Origin of the sequence: Vibrio breoganii (genome assembly GCF_024346795.1) — a bacterium.
GTDB classification, from domain to species: Bacteria; Pseudomonadota; Gammaproteobacteria; order Enterobacterales; family Vibrionaceae; genus Vibrio; species Vibrio breoganii.
This window is the reverse complement of sequence record NZ_AP024864.1, coordinates 2,341,351-2,365,135: the sequence shown is the minus strand read 5'-3', so window position 1 is coordinate 2,365,135 and position 23,785 is coordinate 2,341,351. Positions and strand designations below refer to the sequence as shown.

General features: G+C 45.6%; 20 protein-coding genes. 9 read left to right on the top strand and 11 right to left on the bottom strand.

What is annotated here, in order from left to right; genetic code table 11:
* The first annotated feature begins 91 nt into the window (after window positions 1–91).
* On the top strand, window positions 92–448 hold the full coding sequence (locus tag OCU35_RS10975; RefSeq protein ID WP_017243555.1) for a DUF2799 domain-containing protein: 357 nt from the start codon (window positions 92–94) through the stop codon (window positions 446–448).
* Window positions 449–492: 44 nt separating this feature from the next.
* Here OCU35_RS10975 and murQ read toward each other — a convergent pair whose 3' ends face one another.
* On the bottom strand, window positions 493–1,395 hold the full coding sequence (murQ, locus tag OCU35_RS10970; RefSeq protein ID WP_102359899.1) for an N-acetylmuramic acid 6-phosphate etherase: 903 nt from the start codon (window positions 1,393–1,395) through the stop codon (window positions 493–495).
* Between the two features lie 8 nt (window positions 1,396–1,403).
* Window positions 1,404–2,522, bottom strand: a complete 1,119-nt coding sequence (locus tag OCU35_RS10965; RefSeq protein WP_261825360.1) for an anhydro-N-acetylmuramic acid kinase — start codon at window positions 2,520–2,522, stop codon at window positions 1,404–1,406.
* Window positions 2,523–2,616: 94 nt separating this feature from the next.
* On the opposite strand from OCU35_RS10965, the gene nagZ reads away from it, so the two are divergent.
* Window positions 2,617–3,606, top strand: coding sequence for a beta-N-acetylhexosaminidase (gene nagZ / locus OCU35_RS10960; protein ID WP_261825359.1), 990 nt, complete (start codon window positions 2,617–2,619; stop codon window positions 3,604–3,606).
* Here nagZ and btsR read toward each other — a convergent pair.
* The gene (btsR, locus tag OCU35_RS10955) at window positions 3,580–4,305 is read right to left on the bottom strand and encodes a two-component system response regulator BtsR (RefSeq protein ID WP_017026905.1); all 726 of its coding nucleotides are present in this window, start codon (window positions 4,303–4,305) and stop codon (window positions 3,580–3,582) included. The two genes, nagZ and btsR, sit on opposite strands and share 27 nt — an antisense overlap.
* Window positions 4,298–5,983 (bottom strand): sensor histidine kinase, encoded by a 1,686-nt coding sequence (locus tag OCU35_RS10950; RefSeq protein ID WP_170962219.1) that lies wholly within the window; start codon window positions 5,981–5,983, stop codon window positions 4,298–4,300. Before OCU35_RS10950 ends, btsR begins: the two co-directional genes overlap by 8 nt.
* A gap of 266 nt (window positions 5,984–6,249) precedes the next feature.
* Here OCU35_RS10950 and OCU35_RS10945 point away from each other — a divergent pair, with 266 nt between their 5' ends.
* Together OCU35_RS10945 and tyrA are read left to right on the top strand one after the other, a co-directional pair.
* Window positions 6,250–7,320 carry a 3-deoxy-7-phosphoheptulonate synthase gene (locus OCU35_RS10945; RefSeq protein ID WP_017243550.1) on the top strand — a complete coding sequence of 357 codons (1,071 nt, stop codon included), beginning with the start codon at window positions 6,250–6,252 and terminating at the stop codon, window positions 7,318–7,320.
* 16 nt (window positions 7,321–7,336) lie between these two features.
* Entirely contained in the window at window positions 7,337–8,464 is a 1,128-nt protein-coding gene (gene tyrA / locus OCU35_RS10940; RefSeq protein WP_261825358.1) for a bifunctional chorismate mutase/prephenate dehydrogenase, read from the top strand.
* Window positions 8,465–8,552: 88 nt separating this feature from the next.
* Here the strand turns inward: tyrA and OCU35_RS10935 are convergent, their stop codons facing one another.
* Entirely contained in the window at window positions 8,553–9,956 is a 1,404-nt protein-coding gene (locus OCU35_RS10935) for an IS4 family transposase (RefSeq protein ID WP_261825357.1), read from the bottom strand.
* Window positions 9,957–10,087: 131 nt separating this feature from the next.
* The gene (gene ettA / locus OCU35_RS10930; protein ID WP_017026909.1) at window positions 10,088–11,755 is read right to left on the bottom strand and encodes an energy-dependent translational throttle protein EttA; all 1,668 of its coding nucleotides are present in this window, start codon (window positions 11,753–11,755) and stop codon (window positions 10,088–10,090) included.
* 198 nt (window positions 11,756–11,953) lie between these two features.
* On the opposite strand from ettA, the gene OCU35_RS10925 reads away from it, so the two are divergent.
* Together OCU35_RS10925 and trpR are read left to right on the top strand one after the other, a co-directional pair.
* Window positions 11,954–13,876, top strand: a complete 1,923-nt coding sequence (locus tag OCU35_RS10925; protein ID WP_261825356.1) for a transglycosylase SLT domain-containing protein — start codon at window positions 11,954–11,956, stop codon at window positions 13,874–13,876.
* A gap of 32 nt (window positions 13,877–13,908) precedes the next feature.
* Window positions 13,909–14,205 carry a trp operon repressor gene (trpR, locus tag OCU35_RS10920; RefSeq protein WP_017243547.1) on the top strand — a complete coding sequence of 99 codons (297 nt, stop codon included), beginning with the start codon at window positions 13,909–13,911 and terminating at the stop codon, window positions 14,203–14,205.
* Between the two features lie 57 nt (window positions 14,206–14,262).
* Here trpR and yjjX read toward each other — a convergent pair whose 3' ends face one another.
* The 5 genes from yjjX to bamD all read right to left on the bottom strand — a co-directional run bounded on the left by yjjX (window position 14,263) and on the right by bamD (window position 18,988).
* Complete coding sequence (gene yjjX, locus OCU35_RS10915; RefSeq protein ID WP_102429884.1) at window positions 14,263–14,778, bottom strand: inosine/xanthosine triphosphatase; 516 nt, start codon at window positions 14,776–14,778, stop codon at window positions 14,263–14,265.
* A gap of 12 nt (window positions 14,779–14,790) precedes the next feature.
* Window positions 14,791–15,969 (bottom strand): prephenate dehydratase, encoded by a 1,179-nt coding sequence (gene pheA, locus OCU35_RS10910; protein ID WP_017031263.1) that lies wholly within the window; start codon window positions 15,967–15,969, stop codon window positions 14,791–14,793.
* Window positions 15,970–16,097: 128 nt separating this feature from the next.
* The gene (hpf, locus tag OCU35_RS10905) at window positions 16,098–16,454 is read right to left on the bottom strand and encodes a ribosome hibernation-promoting factor, HPF/YfiA family (RefSeq protein ID WP_102451323.1); all 357 of its coding nucleotides are present in this window, start codon (window positions 16,452–16,454) and stop codon (window positions 16,098–16,100) included.
* Window positions 16,455–16,721: 267 nt separating this feature from the next.
* Entirely contained in the window at window positions 16,722–18,173 is a 1,452-nt protein-coding gene (locus OCU35_RS10900; protein WP_102376583.1) for an MltF family protein, read from the bottom strand.
* Between the two features lie 89 nt (window positions 18,174–18,262).
* Window positions 18,263–18,988, bottom strand: coding sequence for an outer membrane protein assembly factor BamD (gene bamD, locus OCU35_RS10895; protein ID WP_102334411.1), 726 nt, complete (start codon window positions 18,986–18,988; stop codon window positions 18,263–18,265).
* Window positions 18,989–19,130: 142 nt separating this feature from the next.
* On the opposite strand from bamD, the gene rluD reads away from it, so the two are divergent.
* From rluD to clpB, 3 genes are all read left to right on the top strand, one after another.
* Window positions 19,131–20,105: a 23S rRNA pseudouridine(1911/1915/1917) synthase RluD gene (gene rluD / locus OCU35_RS10890; protein WP_017031260.1), complete on the top strand. Its 975-nt coding sequence runs from the start codon at window positions 19,131–19,133 to the stop codon at window positions 20,103–20,105.
* Entirely contained in the window at window positions 20,105–20,827 is a 723-nt protein-coding gene (gene pgeF, locus OCU35_RS10885; protein WP_261825355.1) for a peptidoglycan editing factor PgeF, read from the top strand. The genes rluD and pgeF overlap by 1 nt, the downstream gene beginning before the upstream one ends.
* Window positions 20,828–20,916: 89 nt before the next feature.
* Window positions 20,917–23,493 (top strand): ATP-dependent chaperone ClpB, encoded by a 2,577-nt coding sequence (gene clpB / locus OCU35_RS10880; RefSeq protein ID WP_261825354.1) that lies wholly within the window; start codon window positions 20,917–20,919, stop codon window positions 23,491–23,493.
* Window positions 23,494–23,785: the final 292 nt, after the last annotated feature.

Here is a 23,785-nt window from a genome sequence, read left to right as displayed (position 1 = left end):
CCGCTTGAGTGGTTTAGAGAAAGGCGACTTTTTAGGTAATGTGATCTGTGTATGCTAAGCTCTTAAAAAACAATATGTTAAGTGAGTCACAATGAAAGGATTTAAGCTGGTTCTACTGTCTGTTATTCCATTTTTGTTTGCCTGCGCAACCGGAGATGAAGCGTTAGCCGAGAAGGGTGACTGGGAAGGCATCGGTTATGCCGATGGTGTGAAAGGACGCACTCAGCGTTCCTATTCCACTCTCAATGAGCTTGGCTCTGCCAATATGGGCGCCTATGAAAAGGGCTATAGCAAAGGCGTTGCAGAGTTCTGCAACCCTAACTTTGCCTATCAAATGGGATTGTCTGGCGTGTACTACGAAGGGGTATGTTCAGGTACCAAAGATGCACAAAAGTTTCGTATGGAGTGGCAACGCGGTTGGAATGAGAGCAGCCAATCCGGCTATTAAAATAACGAACTGACTGCTCTTCTAGTACAAGACAAGGAAAGGATTTATCCGCGGATAAATCCTTTTTGTTGATCTAGTTGCTGCTGAGCTTGTTGCTTATTTTGCCCAGTCAGCTGCATTATGATCGCAAGCTTCACTTGCATATCGGCGTCAAATAACACCTTTTCGGCCTGTTGTTCGCTGCACTCAGTGGCCTGCATAATAATTCTCACCGCGCGCGCATTCAGCTTTTCATTACTGGGTTTAACGTCAACCATCAGGTTTTGATAAGCTTTACCTAGCTTAATCATACTGGCTGTACTCAACATGTTGAGCACTAACTTTTGCGCTGTTCCTGCTTTTAATCGAGTTGAGCCCGTCAAAACCTCTGGCCCCACAACAGGACTAATTGCAGTCTTAGCCAAAGAAGCAATAGCTGAATCTGGATTGCAAGACAGTGAAACCGTATACGAGCCCACAGTGTTGGCATAGTTTAAAGCACCTATGACATAAGGGGTTCGGCCACTGGCTGCTATACCTACAACCACATCTTTATCTGTTAGGTTCAGCTGTTTCAGGTCTTGCTCGGCTAGGGTTAGGCTATCTTCCGCCCCTTCTTGAGCGCGAAACATCGCTTCTTTACCTCCGGCAATTAACCCGATCACCACGTTGTCATCCACGCTGAAGGTGGGAGGACACTCAGAAGCATCAAGTACGCCAAGTCGCCCACTGGTGCCTGCCCCAAGATAGATGAGTCGGCCACCTTGCTGGAATGCCTCGCAGATGACCTCTACAGCCTTCGCTATGTGTGGCAACTCTTTTTGGATAGCCCTTGGAACTTCTGCATCCGCTTGATTCATTTTCTCAACGATCTCTAAACAGCTTAGGGTATCGATATCCATGGTTTCAGGGTTGCGATTTTCTGAGACTAATTTTGACAATGAGTCGATCAATGTACTTTGTGACATGTAAAACCTTATTCTGGGTTGTAGATGACGCCAAGGGAGGTGGCCTGGCGTGCTCCGGTGACCTTAGGTAGATTGCTGGGAAGATTATGAATGCGGCGATAGGCTAGCCAAGCAAAAGCCAGCGCTTCCATATAATCACTGCTAATGCCTTGAGAATCCGTTGTATCGACATTCCAATCTGCTAGCAGTGCCTGTAGCCTTTGCATCAGCGCTGAATTGCGAGCGCCCCCACCACACACCAATAACTGATCGCTATGTTGGGTGCTGTAGAGTTGGCACTGCTGGGCAATACTAAGGGCGGTAAACTCCAGTAGCGTTGCTTGCACATCTTCCGCTAACAATGGCTCTTCCAGCGTATTAACAATATTCTCTAGCCACGCCAAGTTGTAGTGCTCTCTGCCTGTGCTCTTTGGTGGAAGCTCGAATAGGTAGGGGTCTTGCATTAATTGGCTCAGCAATTGCGGATGGATTTTACCACTGGAAGCAAAAAGCCCATTATGATCAAATTGCTTGTTAAGGTGTTTTTGCACCCAGGCATCCATCAACATGTTGCCCGGCCCGGTATCGTAACCCAGCACCTCTCCTGTAGGTTGAAGCACTGAGATATTGGAGATGCCTCCAATGTTCAATATCAACTTACAACCATTGGTTACCGCGAATAAGGTTTGATGATAGGCAGGCACTAAAGGGGCGCCTTGACCGCCAAGGGCCATATCTTTGCGCCTAAAATCCGCTATCGTGGTAATGCCACTACGAACCGCAATCAGGTTGGCGTCACCAATTTGAGTGGTAAAAGGGGTATCGCCCGTAGGCTGGTGGTAAACGGTTTGACCGTGACAGCCGATGGCGGTGATCTCGGTAGAATCTAGTTCTAGAGACGCCAAAAACGCCTTAACCGCATCGGCATATAACAGGGCAAATTGATGATCGAGAGTGCCGAGTTCTTGCAGCGTCGTAGATTGCCCTTGGCATACACTCAATGTTCGTTGTTTTAGGTCTTTGGGCAGAGGGAATTCAAAGGTCTCGAGGCAATGGGTTTTGCCATGCTCAAAGTGAGCGAGAGCGAGGTCGACACCATCTAAACTAGTGCCAGACATGATTCCAATATAGAGCTCTTTTTTGTCCATATTTGAGGGGTCAAATCCGTTCAGTCATTGTCAAAATACAATAAACTGAATACCCTGCTAATGCCACACTAGATATGCGATATAAGGATGAAAGATGGGCCCGCTTTGGTTAGATGTTGAAAGCTTTGAAGTTGATGCAGAAGAAAAAGAAATCTTGCAGCACCCTACGGTAGGAGGTGTGATCCTTTTTGCTCGTAACTACCACGACAATGAGCAGCTACAAGCGTTAACAGAGTCTATCCGTGCTGCTGCGAAACGCCCAATATTGATTGGTGTTGACCAAGAGGGTGGCAGAGTACAGCGCTTTCGAGACGGATTTACGCGTATTCCTCCGGCGCAAAGCTTTGCTACTCATGCTAATGGTGAGCAGCTGGCGGAGCAGGCGGGTTGGTTAATGGCCTCAGAAGTGATCGCACATGGTATTGACCTTAGTTTTGCCCCTGTATTAGACCAAGGGCATCAGTGTCTTGCGATAGGTTCGCGCGCTTTTGGTGAAGATAAAGAGACCATACTTCGTCATAGCACGGCATATATGCTTGGCATGAAACAGGCGGGCATGGCCACAACAGGCAAGCACTTTCCTGGGCATGGTGGTGTTATTGCTGATTCCCACAAAGAGACCCCTATCGATCAACGCGAGACTATCTTTGATCTCGACATGGATATCTTCCGCGCGCAGATTGATGCCGGACTACTTGATGCAATGATGCCTGCGCATGTGATTTATCCAGCCTATGACGATAAGCCTGCCAGTGGCTCTGAATATTGGCTTAAGTCGGTGCTTCGCCAAAAGCTAGGCTTTCAAGGCTTGGTATTCTCTGATGATTTAAATATGGAAGGGGCGGGCATCATGGGCGGCGCCGCAGATAGGGCAATACAAAGCCTAAACGCTGGATGCGATATGGTCCTGATGTGCAACAACCGTGAGCGAGCTGTGCAGATCCTTGATGCTCTACCTGTCACAGAAGTGCCAAAGGCACAGCAGCTAGTGAAGAAAAAGTCTTTCAATTTGAACGAGCTGCGTACAAGCAGAGAATGGAAAGAAGCGACGGAAAGTTTAGCTAAAGCCGAGCTTTTCCTTTAACACCTTCAGATAACGCCTGCTAACAGGGGCTTGGTGGCCACCAATGGTGATGATTTCCGCCAAGCCTTGATCCAGCAATTTAATCTCACGAATCGCTTTTGGACTGACTAGGTATTGCCTGTGGCAGCGCATCAGTGAGGTTTTCTCTTCAAGTACCTTCAGAGTTAATTGACTGCTGGTGGTGTGTTCACTGGTTTGTATGTTCACACCGCTGATATCGCTATAAGCCACCTCAATATCTTCCACCGGAACCAGCATTATTCTGTTATGGCCAATACACGGTACTTGTTCGAGAGTGGCTGGAGTAATGGCGGATAGATCATTGCTAAGCTTTTCTTTCTTAAAGCGTTTAATGAGTCGGCAAACCGTTTTTTCTAGTCGCTGAGGGTCAACAGGCTTGAGAAGATAATCAAAGGCATTGTCCTCAAAGGCTTGTAGAGCATATTGATCATAGGCAGTAATAAACACCACCAATGGCATAGTGTCTGGGTCTAGCATGCTCAGCAATTCAATACCTGATACCTGCGGCATGTGGATATCTAGAAACACTACATCGGGTTTCAAGGTATTGATCTTTTGTAGCCCTTGTATGGCATTGGCTGCTTGATCAATGACTTCTATCTGCTGTGTTTGTTCGAGAAGCTCTATAAGCTCCTCTCTAGCAAATAATTCGTCATCGATGACTAGGGCCTTAAGCATGCTTATCCTTGTGGTTGCTTGGGATGATAAAACTCATTCGAGTGTAATTGTTGGGGTCGCACTCAATCTTCAACTGATATTGCTCCCCAAAGTAGTTTGTTAGACGCTTCGCGACAATCTGCATCCCAAGTCCGGTCTGGTCTTTGTTCTCAGGTTCATAAGAACCAGCATTATCTTCTACAGTAATACGATCGCCAGTGGCATCAGGGCTGCTATAGATCTTCACTATGCCATTTTCTAACAGGTTAGAGACACCATGCTTAATGGCGTTTTCCACTAAGGGTTGCAGTGTGAAGCTGGGCACCATTTTGTCTAACAGATGCTCTGCAATATCAATTTCAACCTCTAAGCGGTCGACAAAGCGTGACTTCTCGATGGTTAGGTAAGAATTGACGTGTGTTAACTCTTCTCTAAGGGTAACAAACTCAGTATTTCGCTTCAGGTTTCCACGAAAAAACTGTGAAAGATGCTGGATAAGTTCTCTGGCTTTGTGAGGATCTCGACGCGTTATGGCGCTAATAGTGTTAAGAGCATTGAACAAGAAATGCGGGTTTACCTGCGCATGCAGCAGTTTGATCTCAGCCTGAGAGAGCAGCATCTTTTTCTGCTGATATTCACTATTGAGGATCTGGCTGGAAAGTAGCTCTGCAATCCCTTTTGCCATCGTCATATTGATGGAAGAAAAAAGCTTCACCCTTGGTTCATACAGCTTGATAGTACCTATCACCTTATCGTCGGCAATAAGGGGAATAACCAACGCAGACCCTAGTTTACAGTCCGAGGAAAGAGAGCATTGATAAGGGCTTTTTCTGCCATCAAGGTAGATTATTCGCTGCTCTCTTATAGAAGTGTGGGTGTATTCAGAAGAGATTGGCGTATTGGGCCTATGATGATCCGAACCAATGCCTTCGAAGGCTAAGATCTTATCTTTATCGGTGATGGCAACTGCGCCCACATGGGTTTCATCTTGAATAATCGACGCTATTTTCTGCGCACTTTGTGTATTGAGTCCATCAGACAATACGCCGACGGTTCTCTCTGCAATATTTAGCGCTCGCTTCGAGTAAGCCGAAGAGTATTTTTCTAAGATGGCGCGCCTATCTTGCAGGATGCTAATAAAGAATGCCGCGCCAAGGGAGTTGGCCAGAATCATAGGTATAGCGATAGCCTCTACCAGCGATATTGCTTGTTCCATGGGCTTGGCGACAATCACGATGATCAGCATCTGTATGATTTCAGCAACCAAGGTGACATTAAATACGATCACGGCACTGAATAGGCGATCTGTCTTGCCTTTCTTGACCATATACAAGTGTACTAGGCCACCAATTAACCCTTCCGCTGTAGTAGAAATGGCACAAGCCAGGTCGGTAAACCCACCCATTGAATAGCGGTGCATACCACCAGTGAAACCCACCGCGAATCCAACCAATGGCCCGCCAAATATTCCACCAAGCACCGCACCAATTGCGCGAGTGTTAGCGATAGCATCATCAATCTGCAAACCAAAATAGGTGCCGAGAATACAGAACAGTGAAAACATCACATAACAGATTAGTTTGTGACTGCGCCTTTCTGAAATATTGAGAAGAGGGATAACCAGTGGAGTCTTACTTAGGGTATAAGCCACCATAAGGTACACACACATTTGCTGTAGGAGAGAAAGGATTAATTCCATTTTTGGTGAACTCAGCGCAATAGATACCCCTAATTCTATACTTATTGTTGTTTTGGGCTGGATTTTTTATTGTGAAAACAAGGGGTAGAGCACTCGTGAGGTGAACGGAAAACGACAACAAACAATCGTCATTAATCTGCGCTGTAAACTTTTATTTACGGCAAGTGTAATTTTTAGCGTACAAAGTTGTTGATTTTAATTCTGAGTTCGGTATTGTTTGATGCATACCTTGAGAGTTTATGTACAGATTTATTTACGGTGACACTATGCAACGCAGCGAACTTAGCAACATTCATATCAGTGACGAACAAATCCTTATTACTCCAGAAGAACTAAAGGCGAAGATTCCTTTAAGTGAATCTGCACGACAGTTTGTTCAACAATCCCGTGAGACGATTGCTGACATCATCAAAAAGAAAGATCATCGCTTACTGGTAGTATGCGGCCCTTGTTCTATTCATGATGTTGAAGCCGCTAAAGAATATGCGAAGCGTTTAAAGGCACTGTCTGAGGTCGTTGGTGATCAGCTATACCTTGTGATGCGAGTGTACTTTGAGAAGCCTCGTACTACGGTAGGTTGGAAAGGTCTTATCAATGACCCGCATCTAGATGGATCATTTGATATTGAACACGGCCTGCACACAGCGCGTAACTTGCTGGTGGAACTGGCAGAAATGGGTATCCCTCTTGCAACAGAAGCGCTAGACCCAATCAGCCCGCAGTACGTAGCCGATACCTTTAGCTGGTCAGCGATTGGTGCTCGTACTACTGAGTCGCAAACACACCGTGAAATGGCCAGTGGTCTATCAATGCCGGTTGGCTTTAAAAACGGTACTGACGGCAGTCTTTCCACTGCGATTAATGCAATGCAAGCGGCATCGTCAAGTCACCGATTCATAGGTATTAACCGTGAAGGTCAGGTGGCACTGCTGACGACTAAAGGCAATCCAGATGGTCACGTTATTCTTCGTGGTGGTAAGCAGACTAACTACGATTCAGTGTCTGTTCGTGAGTGCGAAGATGAATTAGCGAAAGCGGACCTAGATGCGGCGCTTATGATTGACTGCAGTCATGCGAACTCGCGTAAAGATTTCCGTCGCCAACCATTGGTAGCGTCTGATGCCATTCAACAAATCAGAGAGGGCAATAAGTCCATCATTGGCCTGATGATTGAAAGTAATATTAATGAAGGTAACCAAGGTTCAGATATTCCTCTAGACCAAATGAAATACGGTGTTTCTATTACTGATGCATGTATCAATTGGGAATCAACTGAGGCACTATTGACTAAAGCTCATGAAGAGCTGATTCCGTTTTTACAAGACAGATTGAAGTAAGTAGTAGAGTACGAAAATGGCAAAGGAACTACAGGGTTTAAGAGATAAGATTGATTCAGTAGACAAGCAAATGCTTGATCTACTGGAGCAACGATTGAAGTTGGTAGAAGAGGTTGGTGAGGTTAAGAGCGAACATGGTCTGCCTATCTATGCCCCAGATCGTGAAGCCGCAATGCTAGCATCACGTCGACAAGAAGCAGAAAAGCGTGGCGTTCCTGCTCAACTTATTGAAGATATCCTACGCAGAGTGATGCGTGAGTCCTATGCCAGTGAAAAAGACTCTGGCTTCAAGTGTCTTAAACCCGATCTGGGCGAAGTGGTCATTATCGGTGGTAATGGTCAGCTAGGTGGCTTGTTCAAGAAGATGTTTGAGCTGTCAGGCTACAAGGTCAGTGTTGTAGGTAGCAAGAACTGGCACGAAGCGGACTCATTGTTTGCAACAGCGGGTCTGGTGGTAGTGACAGTACCTATCAACAAGACTGAGTCGGTCATTGCTAAGCTCGACAACCTGCCTAAGGATTGCATCCTATGTGACTTCACTTCCATTAAAGCCAAACCATTACAGGCAATGATGGATGTTCACGCAGGTCCTGTCGTGGGTCTTCACCCAATGTTTGGACCCGATGTCCCTAGCCTTGCGAAGCAGGTTATCGTTCATTGTGAAGGACGCGGCGCAGAGAGCTATCAATGGCTTTTAAATCAGTTTGCTATCTGGGGGGCAAGCCTATGCCCTATGGATGCAGAGCAACACGACAATGGCATGACCTTGATTCAGGCGCTTCGTCACTTTACCTCTTTTGCTTATGGCTTACACCTAAGCAAAGAAAACCCAAACATTGATACCTTGCTGAAGTTAAGCTCGCCAATCTATCGCCTTGAGATTGCGATGGTCGGTCGACTGTTTGCCCAGGACCCTGATCTTTACGGTGATATCATTCTCTCTTCAGAGCAAAACGTAGAGATGATCAAACGCTTCCATGCTCGATTCGGTGAGGCACTGGCGTTATTGGATAACCACGACAAAACCGCCTTTGTAGATCAGTTTAATGCGGTATCCGGATGGTTTGGCGACTACTCACAACAATTTATGAGTGAGAGTCAAAACCTGTTAAAGCAAGCCAACGATTCAATACAAAGAGACTAGACAAACAAAAGGGCCGCAATTAGCGGCCCTTTTACTTACTATTTTTAGCTGATAGCTGATAGCTGATAGCTGATAGCCTGTCTCTTGATCACAAGTCGAGTCCTTTGAGCATTTCATAGGATTCGACTAGTTGCATTAGCTGTAACCAGCCATCCCATAATGCTACAACTCCCACACGACCATTCCGTTTACTATCATGCCAGCGACCTAACTTGGCGAGGGCGTAATATCCCCAATGCAGTGAAGGGGGCTCTGTTGGTATTGGCTTAGTTTTGTGCGCCGCTTTCCATAGTATTTTCCAACTGACGTTACTGAAATAAACCGTGCATGGAATATTCTTCGCCTCTTCCTTGTTTTGCGTCAGTTCCCGTAACTGAAATAAACGTACTGCGATAAAGGCTTGAATAACGGCTACACGACGTAAATTATCACGACTTTGCATACGCAATCTTTCTACTTGTGTACCTTCTGATTTCCAGATTTTATGAAACTCCTCTATGCGCCACCTTAGTTCGTAGTAGCGAGCTATTTGACGAGCTTCTTCGGGAGTTGTCACTGGTTCGGTCGTATAAAGTACCCAGCGTAATTTACCTTTTTCGCCGTTGGGTTCGACTTCTTGGCAGACCACGGCATTTACAGTGATAGTGGCTTCTGCTTTAGCGCGTTGAGGCTTTTGCAACGTCACCGATGTATGGCTCAATGCTATCGTTGCGGTTCGCGCTCGACGTCCACCTTTTTGTTGAATATCTATGGTGTAGTGAGCGCTTGGTTCAAGGGCATCGAGCACTGTAAAAAGCTTTTCATCAAAGCCGACTAAGCGTCGATTATCACTTGCTCGTACGACAAAGCGGTGACCCTGGTTGATTTGATAGTCTAGATATTCGTACATATCCGCTTCACGATCACAAACATCAATGACATTGTCGAGCGTTTCAAGTCGTGATGAAAGTTGTTCAACATTATGCTGCCATTTATAACTCTCTTTTTCACTACGCTCTCTGCATTGTAACTGGTGGGTTTGTTGTACTTGCTTACTCTCTCGGTACCAATAGTGTTGATAAGCCAAACCCAGTACTTGTTCGCTCTGAGCATCCAACATCAATGTAGAATGAGCATAGAGTGTTCGCCCTTTATTGCTGTGGCGTCTGTCGCTCCCTGAATTGACTTCGCCAAGTTCTTCACAAACAGAATGGCGGTAGCTCAGACCAGTAGTATCTTGGAGTGCTAAGACTAAAGGGCGCTGACGAACTAACTCGTCAGTTTGAATGTATCCAGCCTCAGCAATGGCTTCAGGGCTGATACTATCGTTTCGAATGAAGCGGTAAGCACCTTCGATACTGGCAGGGTCGTCACAAGAGCGGCTCACCGATTTACCGGCGTTTTTAGCTAGATCACTGGCTACTTTAACCAGGCGGTTGGTGCGACGAGGATCGCCAAGCTGTGCGCGACCAAAAATAAATTCAGCCCAGTGTTCAGAGTTGGAAGTAAACATAGAAAGTGTGACCTAATAAGCTAAAGGAAGTATTAGATCACACTGAGATTAGATAACAAGACTTGTGTATGAAAGTCAGGCTGATAGCTGATAGCTAGCAACTAGCAACTAGTAGCTTGCAGCTTACCTGCTTATTTACTCACACGCTTGTACTTGATGCGGTGTGGTTCAGCAGCCTCAGGACCAAGCGTCTTCTTCAGCCATTCCATGTACTCGTTATAGTTACCTTCGTAGAAGTTAACCTGACCCTCATCACGGTAATCGATGATGTGAGTGGCGATACGGTCAAGGAACCAACGGTCATGCGAGATAACCATTGCACAGCCAGGGAACTCAAGTAGAGCTTCTTCTAGTGCACGCAAGGTTTCAACATCAAGGTCGTTGGTTGGCTCATCGAGAAGCAATACGTTGCCGCCCGTTTTAAGAAGCTTAGCAAGGTGAACACGGTTACGTTCACCACCAGAAAGCTCGCCGATGATTTTTTGCTGATCTGAGCCTTTGAAGTTAAAGCGCGAGCAGTAAGCACGTGCTGGGATTTCAAAGTTGTTGATCTTGATGATGTCAGCACCCTCAGAGATCTCTTGGAAGACGGTCTTCTTGTTATCCATGCTGTCACGGAACTGATCAACAGAAGCCAGTTTCACGGTATCACCCATTTCAACACTGCCTGAATCAGGCTGTTCTGTGCCACTTAGCATCTTGAATAGAGTTGATTTACCCGCACCGTTGGCACCGATAATACCGACGATAGCACCCTTTGGCATGCTGAATGACAAATCATCTATCAATACACGGCCATCAAAAGATTTGGTTAGGTTCTTAACCTCGATAACTTTATCACCTAGACGCTCACCAGGTGGGATGAACAATTCATTGGTTTCGTTACGCTTCTGACGATCACCGCTTTGCAGTTCTTCAAAGCGAGCCATACGAGCCTTAGACTTAGATTGACGACCTTTAGGGTTTTGACGAACCCACTCAAGCTCTTTCTCAATCGTCTTTTGACGAGCGCTCTCTTGAGAGGACTCTTGTTGTAGACGTGCATCTTTTTGCTCAAGCCAAGAGGTGTAGTTACCTTGCCATGGAATACCTTCACCACGGTCAAGTTCTAGAATCCAACCAGCAGCGTTATCTAGGAAGTAACGGTCGTGGGTAATCGCCACAACGGTGCCTGTATAGTCAACAAGGAAGCGTTCTAGCCATGCAACAGACTCTGCGTCCAAGTGGTTGGTTGGCTCATCAAGAAGCAACATGTCAGGCTTTTCAAGAAGCAGACGACAGATAGCAACACGGCGACGCTCACCACCCGATAGGTGTTCAATCTTGGCATCCCACTCAGGTAGGCGAAGTGCATCAGCAGCACGCTCAAGAGAGTTCTCAAGGTTGTGTCCGTCTTTCGCTTGGATAAGCGCTTCTAGGTCACCTTGCTCTTTAGCGAGAGCATCAAAATCAGCATCAGGTTCAGCGTAAGCCGCGTAAACCTCGTCTAGGCGCTTCATTGCACCTGCTACGTCTGATACTGCTTCTTCAACGATTTCACGCACGGTCTTGGATTCATCCAGCTTAGGTTCCTGTGGAAGGTAACCAACGTTCAGTCCAGGTTGAGGACGTGCTTCACCGTCGATATCTGTATCGATACCCGCCATGATGCGAAGAAGTGTCGACTTACCAGCACCGTTTAGACCTAGAACACCAATTTTGGCGCCTGGGAAGAAACTGAGTGAGATGTCTTTTAGGATTTGACGTTTTGGTGGCACAATTTTGCTCACCCGAGACATGGTATAGACGTATTCAGCCATTACCTAGAGATCCTGTGTTAAATGGAGATAAAGCGTTATTTTATACCATGCGAGCGCTTTTTGTTACTGCGTAAGGCGCAAAATCCTACCTCCTTGAATTCCTAAATAGTTATTTACATGTTTCTTACAAATGTCACCAATTGTTGCGTATTATGAAAGAAGGCAATTGAACCATTATCATCACCGTAAGAGAGAAATATGTCTGCATTCATCAAATGGTTAGGAGTAGGGGTAGGGATGGTTTCCCTATCTGTCTCAGCATTAACACTGCAACAGCAAAGAGATATGTATGAGGATGCTCAATCTCTAATCACTGAAAATAAGTTAACCGAATATCAACCTCTTAGAAAACAGCTAGATAGTTATGCACTGACGCCTTATCTGGACTATCGCGTGTATATGACTGATATCGCGACGCGTACTCCTGATGAAGTCGAGCAGTACATTAAAGACCACTATCAATACCCTTTTTCTCAGTCGGTGAGAGGGGCTTATCTTGATGCGTTAGTCGAAGCGGAAGATTGGCACGGGTTTTATCGCTTTCAAGCCAATAAACCACGAATGCAAAGTTACCAATGCAGCTACTACTTTGCTCAGTATCAAGTAGGAAAAACCGTTGATGCGTTTAAGGGGGCATCAGAGTTGTGGCTGACTGGCTCAAGTATCGCACCTGAGTGTGATGAATTATTTGAAGCTTGGAGCGACGCAGGGTTGCGCAAGGATGAACTGATCTTGCAACGTATTGAGCTGGCATTTGCGCGTCGTAATGGTCGATTATTGAATCACCTAAAAGATCTACCTAAGTCGGAAGCGGCAAGAGAAAACGCGGTCGCCATCTATAACCTCTACAAAAATAAATCGAAGATAGAAAAGTTTGCCACTTCTCAGCCTCAGAGTGAAATAAATAAGAAGGTCTCCTTGGCCGCGTTGAAGCGCATTACTTATCAAGAAGCGAATCCAGAGCTTGCCATACAGGTACTAGACAATGTGGCGAAGGCTCAGCAGTTTTCCGATAAAGAGTATCAAGATACGGCAGATTACATCGCTTATAGCTTGATTAACACGGAAGACGAAGACCTTGCTAAGTGGCGTGATAAAGCGCTTTTGAGCAGTACTAATCCTAAATGGTTGGAGCGAAGAGCGCGCTTAGCCATTCAACATCAGGATTGGAAAGGTCTCGATGTGTGGATCAGCAAGCTGCCAAGCAAAGAGAAAAACTCCAAGCGCTGGAAGTACTGGCAAGCTCGTACGGATATCGCTTTAGGTGATGTTGAGAAGGGCAAGGCTCAGATGCAGAGTCTACTCGGTGAAAGAAACTTCTACAGCATTGCCGCTGCAGACTATCTAGGTAAGCCGATTAAATACAGCACCTCTGTGTTGACTGAGCAGAAGGCATCGGTCAAGCCATTCTCATCGTCACTGGCACGAATAAAAGAACTGATTGCCGTTGATAAGATCACAGCTGCAAAACGCGAGTGGCGCTGGTTATTGGCGCGCGCCAATGCCGAACAGAAAAAAGCATTGGCTCAATATGCAGCGTCGATGCGTTGGAATCACCTGACCGTCATTGCCACTATCGATGCCAAGATGTGGGATCATATTAGTTTGCGTTTTCCTATTGCACATCAATGGTGGTTTAACTTTTATGCTGAGAAATACGATCTTGATCCTGTGACCCTGATGGCGTTGGCAAGACAAGAAAGTGCGTTAGATATTGATGCCCAATCACCCGTTGGGGCGCGCGGACTAATGCAGATTATGCCAAAAACAGCCTCATATACGGCCAAGAAGTACGATATCGACTACGCCGGTGAAGATGAGCTGTTTGAGGTGAATAAGAATATAGAAATAGGCAGCCAATACCTTGCCGGGTTACTTGGTGACTATCAGGGCAATCGCATACTGGCGTTTGGCGCTTATAACGCAGGGCCACATCGAGTTAAACTTTGGAGAAAGCGCACTGGCGGGAAAGTGGATGCCTACTCGTATATAGAAGCGATTCCATTTAAAGAAACCCGTGGTTACATTCAAAATATCTTGATGTTTGAGGTCTATTACCGCGACATTTTAAATGAGCAAGGGTCATTTTTATCTGACTTAGAGTCTGAAATGAAGTATTAATAGGGGAGTTTCAATTAGTCAGTCAACATACTATGAATTCAGTTGAGCAAGAGTGGCAAAAGCTGCTTTTCACCATCGCCAAGGCCACAGAAGAAGGAGAGCATCAGACACTACTGTCGATTATGCTCACTCCTGACGAAAAAGAGGCCTTGGTCACTCGCGCCAAAATTTTGCATAAATTGCTTAATGAGAAATGCTCACAGCGCCAGATCAGCCAAGAACTGGGTGTGGGTATTGCGACGGTGACGCGCGGGTCTAATGAGTTAAAGAGGCGTTCAGAAGAGGAACAGCAACTGGTTTCTCGCCTGCTTAAACCCTTCATAGAATAAAGCCTCAGCACTAATTAAAGATACTGAGGCTTTAGTGTCGTGTAAGGTCAAGACGCTTTAAAAGGCGTCTTGATTAACAAATGGAATCAGAGCCAAGATCAAAGCTTGGTGATATACACTGCTTCGGCTCAATCGGTTATTCGTTAAAATACCAATCGCGCCGCCTTTTTGTTTTATATTATTCGTGCCATAGACTTTATCCATCGCATCCCCGAGTTCTTTGCCTTGCTCTATTAAACTCAGCACCTTGGGAGGCAGCATCAAACTAGACGAGCGTGACTCTCCATGCTGATTTTTTGATTCTATGACCATCCACGCGAACGTGGCATTGCCTTCAATACCCGCCTCAAGCCCCACATAATAATCCGCACTTTGGATGACTTGTTTTGCGTTTGAAACTCGATTTTGAGCGCCTAGTTTCGTCTCTTCGTTAGAGAGAGGTTGATCACTCACTTCGCTATCAACGCTCACCCCATCAAAGCTGAAGGCTTGCTCAGGAAATACCTCACCAAAAGCACTTTCCACCGCTTTTATTTTGGCTGGGTTCAGAGAGGCGACAATGACTGTTTGCATCTTAATGCTCTCCTATGGAACCTTAATCTGAGTAGGCTTGATATTCTCACTTGGATAACAGCCCAACACTTTTAGGAAACGAGTGATTTTCACTAGTTCGTTGATGGCCATTTGGGTAGCTTGTGAGTCTAAGTGCGCCTCAAGGTCCATATAGAACATTTCTTCCCAAGGGTTACCCATGATTGGGCGTGATTCTAGCTTGGTAATGTTGATGCTGTGGCGCTGCAATACCAACAGTGTTTCAACAAGCGAACCAGCCTCTTGAGAGGTGGACATGATCAGGGTTGTTTTCGCTGGGATCTGATCCGAAACGCTAACAGATTTACGAGCGACAACAATAAAGCGCGTATGGTTTTCTGTTTGGTTGGCGATGTTTTCTTGTACGTTTTGCAGGCCATATAGCTTGCCACTTAATGCGTTACCAATGGCGGCAGCATCAGAGCGATTAAGTTCTTTCACCTTTAGCATGGCATCCGCTGTACTTGCGCAGGTCTCTAGTTTAACGCCCTTCAAGCGTCCCAAGAAGTCACTGCATTGCTGGTGAGGCTGTGGATGAGAGTAAAGGGTCTTAATCTCTTCTAATCGCACGTCTGTTGTGGATAGTAGGCAGTGCTCAATAGGCTGTGATAGTTCACCAACGATATACAGCGTAGTGTGCTGAAGCAGGTCGTATACCTCGTTGATAGAACCAGAGCTGGTGTTCTCTATTGGCAATACGCCGTAGTCGGCATGTCCAGACTCAACCGTTTTGGTGACCTCTTTGAAGGAATCACAGTTGAGTTCTATAAGGTCTGTATTACGTCGGCTGAAGTAATCGCGACTTGCTAGGTGTGAATATGATCCTTTAGCCCCCAAGAAAGCGACTCTTGCCAGTGGTTTACGTTGCAGAGCAGGGTTCACTAGATTTTGCAGGTAGGATTGCTGCAACAATACAGAATCTTCAATGATGGTGTGAAATACCTTAGTGATGTATTCCGCATCCAATTGGTACTTGTCTTTACCATTGTTAATTAGCTTTACAAGAAGCTGCTGCTCTCTATCTGCATCGCGAACAGGCTTCGATGTTTCCACTTTGCTTTTCGCAACTTCTAGGCTCAAGCTACGACGCTCTGACAGCAAACTCAGTAGCTTGTCATCTAGAACATTGAGTCGATTGCGAATTTCATCGAGAGAAAGTGGTGTTTCAGCCATTCCTAATTCCTTTATATGGGGGGTGAAAAAGTGATATACGATTCACAATAAGCTAAGGCGGGAATTAGGGTCAAGGAAAAACAGCGCCATAAAGGCGCTGTTTGTGAAAGTTAAGTTCTAGTGATCTGTTAGTAGACTTCTTCTTCTTCAATAACAGACTCTTCTGGTTCAGCAGGAACCTCTGCATGACTCGCTCGTCGTGCTTCTGGTTTGTGACGAAGTTTGTTCAGTTGTCTCTCTAATTTCTGTTCTACTTCGTTGATGGCAGTGTATAGGTCTGCGTGAACAGCTGAGGCAACTAGTTGGCCTTTTGGTACGCTAAGTACGGCTTCAAATTTCTTATTCTTGTTTGGCTCTTCTTGGAAGCTAGCGTTGCAACCAATAATATCGACTTGCCACTTTTCTAATTTTTTAAATTTTTCTTCAATGTGAGCGCGAATCGCAGAGGTGATTTCGATGTTTTTGCCAGTGATATTCATTTTCATATATGTCGCTTCCTCTGTGTAAACCCCTTATGGGATGAATTCAGATTACGACTCTAATGAAATGTTTTTTGTGATCCGTATCACATTAAGGCGTAGTTGTTTAATAGCCGGTAATGTTTGTGATTATTTGCATAGCTTTGCAAGAAAACCCTTGCGGTCATCACTTTTTGATGTCAAATTTGAATGGATAGAGGCACTAAGAATCAATGATTTTTAGTGCCTCTGTTCGTTCTATAGCTGCTTGATTTATAACGCAAGTGGACGAAACTAATCATCAACGTCAAAGATTAACTGCACCGCTTCGATCTCTTCAATCAATTCACTGTTATGTTCGTTTCGCTGATCTTGGATCTCACCTAGCTGTTTATAGATGGTGTAGTAGCGATTGATGTTGGCAACATACTGTACAGGTTCACGGCCAATGTTGCGTCGAGCCACAATCTCAACATTGTTAAACCATACGTTATGGTCAAAGCCTTGTTTCTTCGCCAATGCTCGCATTCTGCGTATCTTAGCTGGGCCAGCATTGTAGGAAGCTAGGCTAAAGTAAACTTTATCGTTGGCCTCGATGTCTGGGTCACTAAAGTATCGGTCGTGAATAAAGCGAAGGTATTTTGTGCCAGCGTGAATGTTGTTTTCGACGGGCTTGATGTTGGGAATATTGATGTAAGGGTCTCTCGCCGTTGCAGGTAACACCTGCATTATGCCTACGGCTCCTCGATGTGAGACCTTGCTGTTGTCTAAGCCTGATTCTTGGAAAGCCTGAGCCGATAACATAACCCAATCAATCTGGTACTCCTGTCCATAGCGCTCAAACAACTTAGACAAGTTCGCTAACCTTTCCATTTTTTTAGGATTCAATGCACGAGTCAACCAGCGGGTGTCTTGTAGGTACTTACCGTAGATGACATTACCCAGCAAGGTTCCGCCCTTGGCGGTCTTCAAGTAGCTGTTAATGACCTTTTTAAATTCAGGGCTGTCATGGCGCAGAGCCCATGCAATTTGTCCGTCAGTTCGCAATGGCAATTGCTCGTGTACTTGAACGTTTTCCATGACGTTCACCCATAATTGCGCTTTGTGGCTATCAATGATGGTGGCTGGAATCAGCCCTTGATTGACCATTTCGATCAGTTCAATGTCTTGAAGGTTTTCTTGAATAAAGTTGACTCTAACCGGTGTGAGTCCGTTGCTGGATAGCTTTCGGTTGAGAACTTGGATGCTTTCAAAGTAGCTTGAACTGGCGCGTATCCACACTTCCATGCCACTGGCCTGCTCGAAGGAGGTAATTTCTTCAACCTTGTCACTGGTTAGCAAGAGTTCATTCACCCCTTTTAGGATAGGGGTGCTGAAGTCGATGATCTTCTCTCGGCGTTCTGTAATGGTAAGGTTTGCTACCGCAATATCACCATATCCCTCATTCAAAGCGTCAAACAGTTCGTCTCTGGCGACTGGAATAATTTTAACCCTCATAAAAGGGTGCGCCTTCTTGAGGTTCATTTCGAAGTGATGAAGTTGTTCGGCGATAATGCCTTTGGGTCTACCACCCTCGACATAATAAAAACCAAGATCAGCGGATACTAATGCGCGTACAACGCCCTTCTCTTTAAGGGTTTTATAGTCACCAGTATAGGTATTGTTAAGTAAAGGAGACAGCTCCAATGCTTGTGTAGAAAAGGATAGTAATGATGAGGCAAGTAGCCAAACTATAAGATTTTTCATACAACATTCCGTGTTGGGTTATGAAAAAGTGGCGCATGCGCCACAACGGAATGTTAAAAATTTAACATTCCGTTTCTAGAATTTAACACTTAAAGGGGATTTAGCTCAATCAATTTTTCAGTTCGAGCTACAGCATCGTCTAATTTAAGCTCTTTATAAGCAATAAGTTGCAAGCGTAGAGACTTTCTAGCCGCTTCTGTATCAGGATAGCTGCGCTGAATCTCTTGGCTGCGATTGATAGCTGCGATCCATGCTTCACGGCGGATATAAAAATCTGCTGTCGCATAATCATAGTTTGCTAGACGGTTTTTGAGAAAGACTAAGCGTTGCTCTGAATCTTCAGCGTATGGGCTATTTGGGTAGCGTTGCAACAGGCGCTTGAAGTCATTGAATGCTAGTTTTACGGGCTCTGGGTCTCGATCTGAACGGTCGATGTTAAACACATCGTGAAGGAAATTTCTGTCCTGCGCCATATGAGTAAGACCACGCATATACAGAATCCAATCTGATTTTTCGTGCGTTGGGTTCAAGCGAGTAAAGCGCTCAATGGTCGCCAAAGCGAGTGGTAGTTCATCATTCTTATAGTAGGCATACACAAGATCCAGCTGAACTTGCTCTGAATACGGACCGAATGGGTAACGAGAATCCAAAGCTTCCAGTTTTTCTACAGCAGAAGACCAATTACCTGCTCTTAAAGAGATTTGAGCCTCAGCATACAATTCTGCAGGTGGGATATCAGGTACGATTTCATCGCTACTGCTGCATCCAAAAAGCAACAAAGCAGACAGAAGACCGATTATAGTTTGATGTTTCATGTTAAAACGAGAAGCCATGCTCAATTAATTTATTTCCTTGGTTGCCGTTACAATCGACGAGTAAGCAGATACAATAACGGATAGAACGCTTATTTTTTCATATAAACAAGCATTAGTCCCACAGTTTTTTAAAAAGTTCGATATGGCCCAGCAGATAGAATTAAAAAGTACCGTAAAAGAGAGCCAACTAGGCCAACGCCTAGATCAGGCCATTGCAGAATTGTTCGACGAGTTTTCTCGTTCGCGCATGAAAGAGTGGTTGCTTGCTGGAAAAGTCAGCGTTGATGGCGTTGTCGTGACCAAAGCTCGCATAAAGGTAATGGGCGGTGAAGAGATCACAGTTCAAGCCGAGATCGAAGATGAAGAACGTTGGGAAGCGCAAGATATCCCTCTAGATATCGTCTACGAAGACGAAGATTTATTGGTTATCAATAAGCCTCGTGGCTTTGTTGTTCACCCGGGAGCGGGTACCCCTGACAGCACAGTGCTTAACGCTTTGTTGTTCCATTATCCTCAAATCGCCGAAGTACCGCGCGCAGGTATTGTGCACCGTCTTGATAAAGACACTACAGGTTTGATGGTGGTGGCGAAGAATGTTCCAACTCAGACTCGTCTTGTGCGTGCTTTGCAAAAGCGCCGTATTACTCGTGAATACGAAGCGATTGCCATTGGCAAAATGACAGCCGGTGGCATGGTAGAAAAACCTATTGGTCGTCACTCTACTAAGCGTACCTTGATGGCAGTAAACGAATTAGGCAAGCCGGCCTTAACGCACTATCGAGTTGCGGAGCATTTCCGTGAACATACTCGTATTAGACTTCGTCTAGAAACCGGTCGTACTCACCAGATTCGTGTACACATGTCTTATTTGCAACACCCTCTACTTGGGGATATTGCTTACGGCGGTCGTGCGCGCATCCCGAAAGGGGCTTCTGAAGAACTAACTGCGATGATTCGTGGTTTTGATCGTCAAGCCCTGCATGCGGTTATGCTGAAGTTCGACCATCCATCAAGCGGTGAAGAAATGCAGTTTCATGCACCTGTGCCTGATGACATGGTCGAAATGGCAGAGGCTCTGCGCCAAGATATGCGTCTGAACTACGAAGACGAATATTAATGAGTTACTTGCATCCTAGCTGGGACGTTACAGATCGCGTGAAATCCATTAGCTCTACTCGAGTGGGTGGCTTCTCATCAGACGATTTTGCGAGCCTTAACCTAGGGATGCATGTGAATGATGACCCAGTTATCGTTCAAAAAAACCGAGATCATCTTGCTCAGGCGAGCAAGATGCCTTCATCTCCTGTGTGGATGAATCAAACACACTCTACCACTGTGGTCGAATTGACCGAGCCTACCTCTGAAACCATTGAAGCTGATGCCTTAGTGACGTCTATACCAGGGGTTGTATGCAGTGTTATGACCGCAGATTGCTTACCTGTTTTATTCGCTAGCGTCGACGGCACGAAAGTGGCCAGCGCTCATGCTGGATGGCGCGGTTTAGTCGGTGGGATCTTAGAAAATACGTTAAGCCATTTTACCTCTCCGGTTATTGTTTGGGTTGGTCCAGCCATTAGCGTGGATGCATTTGAAGTGGGAGATGAAGTAAGGCAGCAATTTGTTGATAGTAACGGTGACGATGCCATTGCTTTTCATCAGCACAAACCGGGCAAGTGGATGGCCGATCTTCCCTTACTCGCCAAGCTGAGACTGCAAAGAGCGGGTTGCCATGATGTTACCCTTTCAGGCTTATGCACATACTCCGACCCTGAGCGTTTCTTTTCTTACCGCAGACAAGCATCTACTGGACGCCAATCTAGCTTTATTTGGATTGAATAACCCTCCTTCTTATACCTAACACTTGAAAATGTCTTTTGATGCAACCATGTGATTATTAAATAATCATTCATTGCTCTCAGGAGGCCAACATGCGTTACGATCGTTTAACCGGTAAATTTCAAGCCGCACTTTCTGATGCCCAGTCTTTGGCAGTAGGCCGAGATCATCAATATATCGAGCCATCACACTTACTCTTCTCTTTACTCAATCAAGAGGGAGGGAGCGTAAGACCACTATTAACCTTAATACAGGTTGATATTGCGCAGCTGCGTGCTCAATTATCAGAAAAGCTGGATAGCTTTCCAAAAGTCAGTGGCATGTCTGCTGATGTACAAGTCTCTTCATCACTGACCAAGCTACTTAATCTGTGCGATAAGTTCGCGCAAAAACGCAAAGATAGCTACATCTCATCTGAGTTATTCTTGCAAGCGGCGATTCATGACAATAGTCAGCTCGGGCCAATGCTCAAGTCTCAAGGTGTCACTGAAAAGAAAATCGTTGAAGCCATTGAAAAGATCACGGGTGGTCAAAAGGTAGATGACCCTAATGCCGAAGAGCAGCGTCAAGCATTAGAGAAATACACCATTGACCTCACTGCTCGTGCAGAGCAGGGCAAACTCGACCCAGTTATTGGTCGAGATGATGAGATTCGTCGTACCATTCAAGTGCTGCAGCGCAGAACCAAAAACAACCCCGTGTTGATTGGTGAACCGGGTGTAGGTAAAACCGCTATTGTCGAAGGGCTTGCTCAGCGCATCATCAATGATGAAGTCCCAGAAGGACTTAAAGGGCGTCGTGTACTTGCTTTGGATATGGGCGCACTGATTGCCGGTGCCAAATATAGAGGTGAGTTTGAAGAGCGTCTAAAAGCAGTGCTGAATGAACTGGCCCAAGAAGAGGGTAATATCATCCTCTTTATTGATGAAATGCATACCATGGTCGGTGCGGGTAAAGCCGATGGCGCTATGGATGCCGGTAATATGCTAAAACCCGCTTTGGCTCGAGGCGAACTTCACTGCGTCGGAGCAACAACATTAGATGAACACCGCCAATATATAGAGAAAGACCCTGCGCTTGAGCGCCGCTTTCAAAAAGTGCTGGTGGATGAGCCTAGTGTGGAAGATACCATCGCAATCTTGCGTGGCTTAAAAGAGAAGTATGAGCTTCACCACCACGTTGATATTACTGACCCTGCTATTGTTGCAGCCGCGACCCTATCACATCGTTATGTCTCTGACCGCCAATTGCCAGACAAGGCGATAGACCTAATAGATGAGGCCGCCTCTTCTATTCGTATGCAGATCGACTCAAAGCCAGAGGCGATGGACAAGCTTGATCGTAGAATCATTCAATTGAAGATGGAGCAGCAGGCGCTAAATAAAGAAGATGACGATGCCAGTCGTAAGCGCATAATGCTAATCAACGAAGAGTTGTCTGACAAAGAACGCCAGTATGCTGAGCTTGATGAGGTATGGACGGCTGAAAAAGCCTCACTATCGGGTACACAAAATATCAAAGCAGAGCTAGAACAAGCGCGTTTAGATATTGAGTTTGCGCGCCGAGCTGGCGATCTCAATCGAATGTCTGAGCTGCAGTACGGTCGTATCCCTGAATTAGAGAAGCAGCTGCAACTTGCCTCTGAAGCTGAGCAGAAAGAACTGACCTTACTTAAGAATAAAGTAGGGGATGCGGAAATCGCTGAGGTGCTCTCAAAACAAACCGGTATTCCTGTGGCGAAGATGCTTGAGGCTGAAAAGTCTAAGCTATTGCGCATGGAAGAAGAGCTGCATGAAAATGTCATCGGACAAAATGAGGCGGTAAGCGCCGTTTCTGATGCCATACGTCGCAGTCGTGCGGGGCTCTCTGATCCCAACAAACCCATTGGGTCATTCTTATTCCTCGGTCCAACTGGGGTAGGTAAGACCGAACTGTGCAAGACACTCGCCAACTTTATGTTTGATAGTGAAGATGCCATGGTTCGCATTGATATGTCCGAATTCATGGAAAAACACTCTGTTGCTAGATTAGTCGGCGCGCCTCCTGGTTATGTCGGTTACGAAGAGGGCGGGTATCTTACCGAAGCCATAAGACGTAAGCCTTATTCAGTTATTCTATTGGATGAAGTAGAGAAGGCGCATCCAGACGTATTCAATATACTTCTGCAGGTGCTCGATGATGGACGACTTACCGATGGACAAGGTCGCACGGTGGATTTCCGCAATACTGTCTTGATCATGACCTCTAATTTAGGGTCTACGCAGATCCAAGAGGGATTTGGTGAGGCATCCTATGTGCAAATGAAAGAGCGAGTAATGGAAGTAGTGAGAAGCCATTTCCGTCCAGAGTTTTTAAATCGCGTGGATGAAAGTGTCGTCTTCCACCCTCTAGGTGAAAAACATATACGCAATATTGCGTATATTCAGCTTCAAGCATTGATTGCGCGTTTAGAAGCCAAAGAGTACCAGCTGTCTATTACTGATGAAGCGCTGGATAAAATTGCTCATATTGGTTTTGATCCTGTTTATGGTGCGAGACCGCTTAAGCGTGCTATTCAACAATATATTGAAAATCCATTAGCAAAATCACTGTTGTCAGGAAAATTTGCTCCAGGAGAGCCAATAGAATTGGTTGTTGAGGGTGAGGATATCGTCGCTAGACTAGGTTAGTCGCCTAAATTACTCGTTTAATTCACGGTACAATGGCCACGGAAACGTTTGCTTTGTTTGAAAAACAAACGGTCAGTGCTTTTTGTTGAAAAAAGGCCTTTCTAGGGGTTGTCAGGGGGCGTTTTATTCTTATAATGCGCCTCCGTTGTCACGATAAACATCGCAGACAACAAGCGGTTCTAAAAAGATGAAATGATTAATAAAAAAGTGGTTGACACTGATAATTATCTCATTAGAATAGGCCGTCCGCTTGGAGAGGTAACCCTTGAAAAGCAACGCTCTTTAACAATTT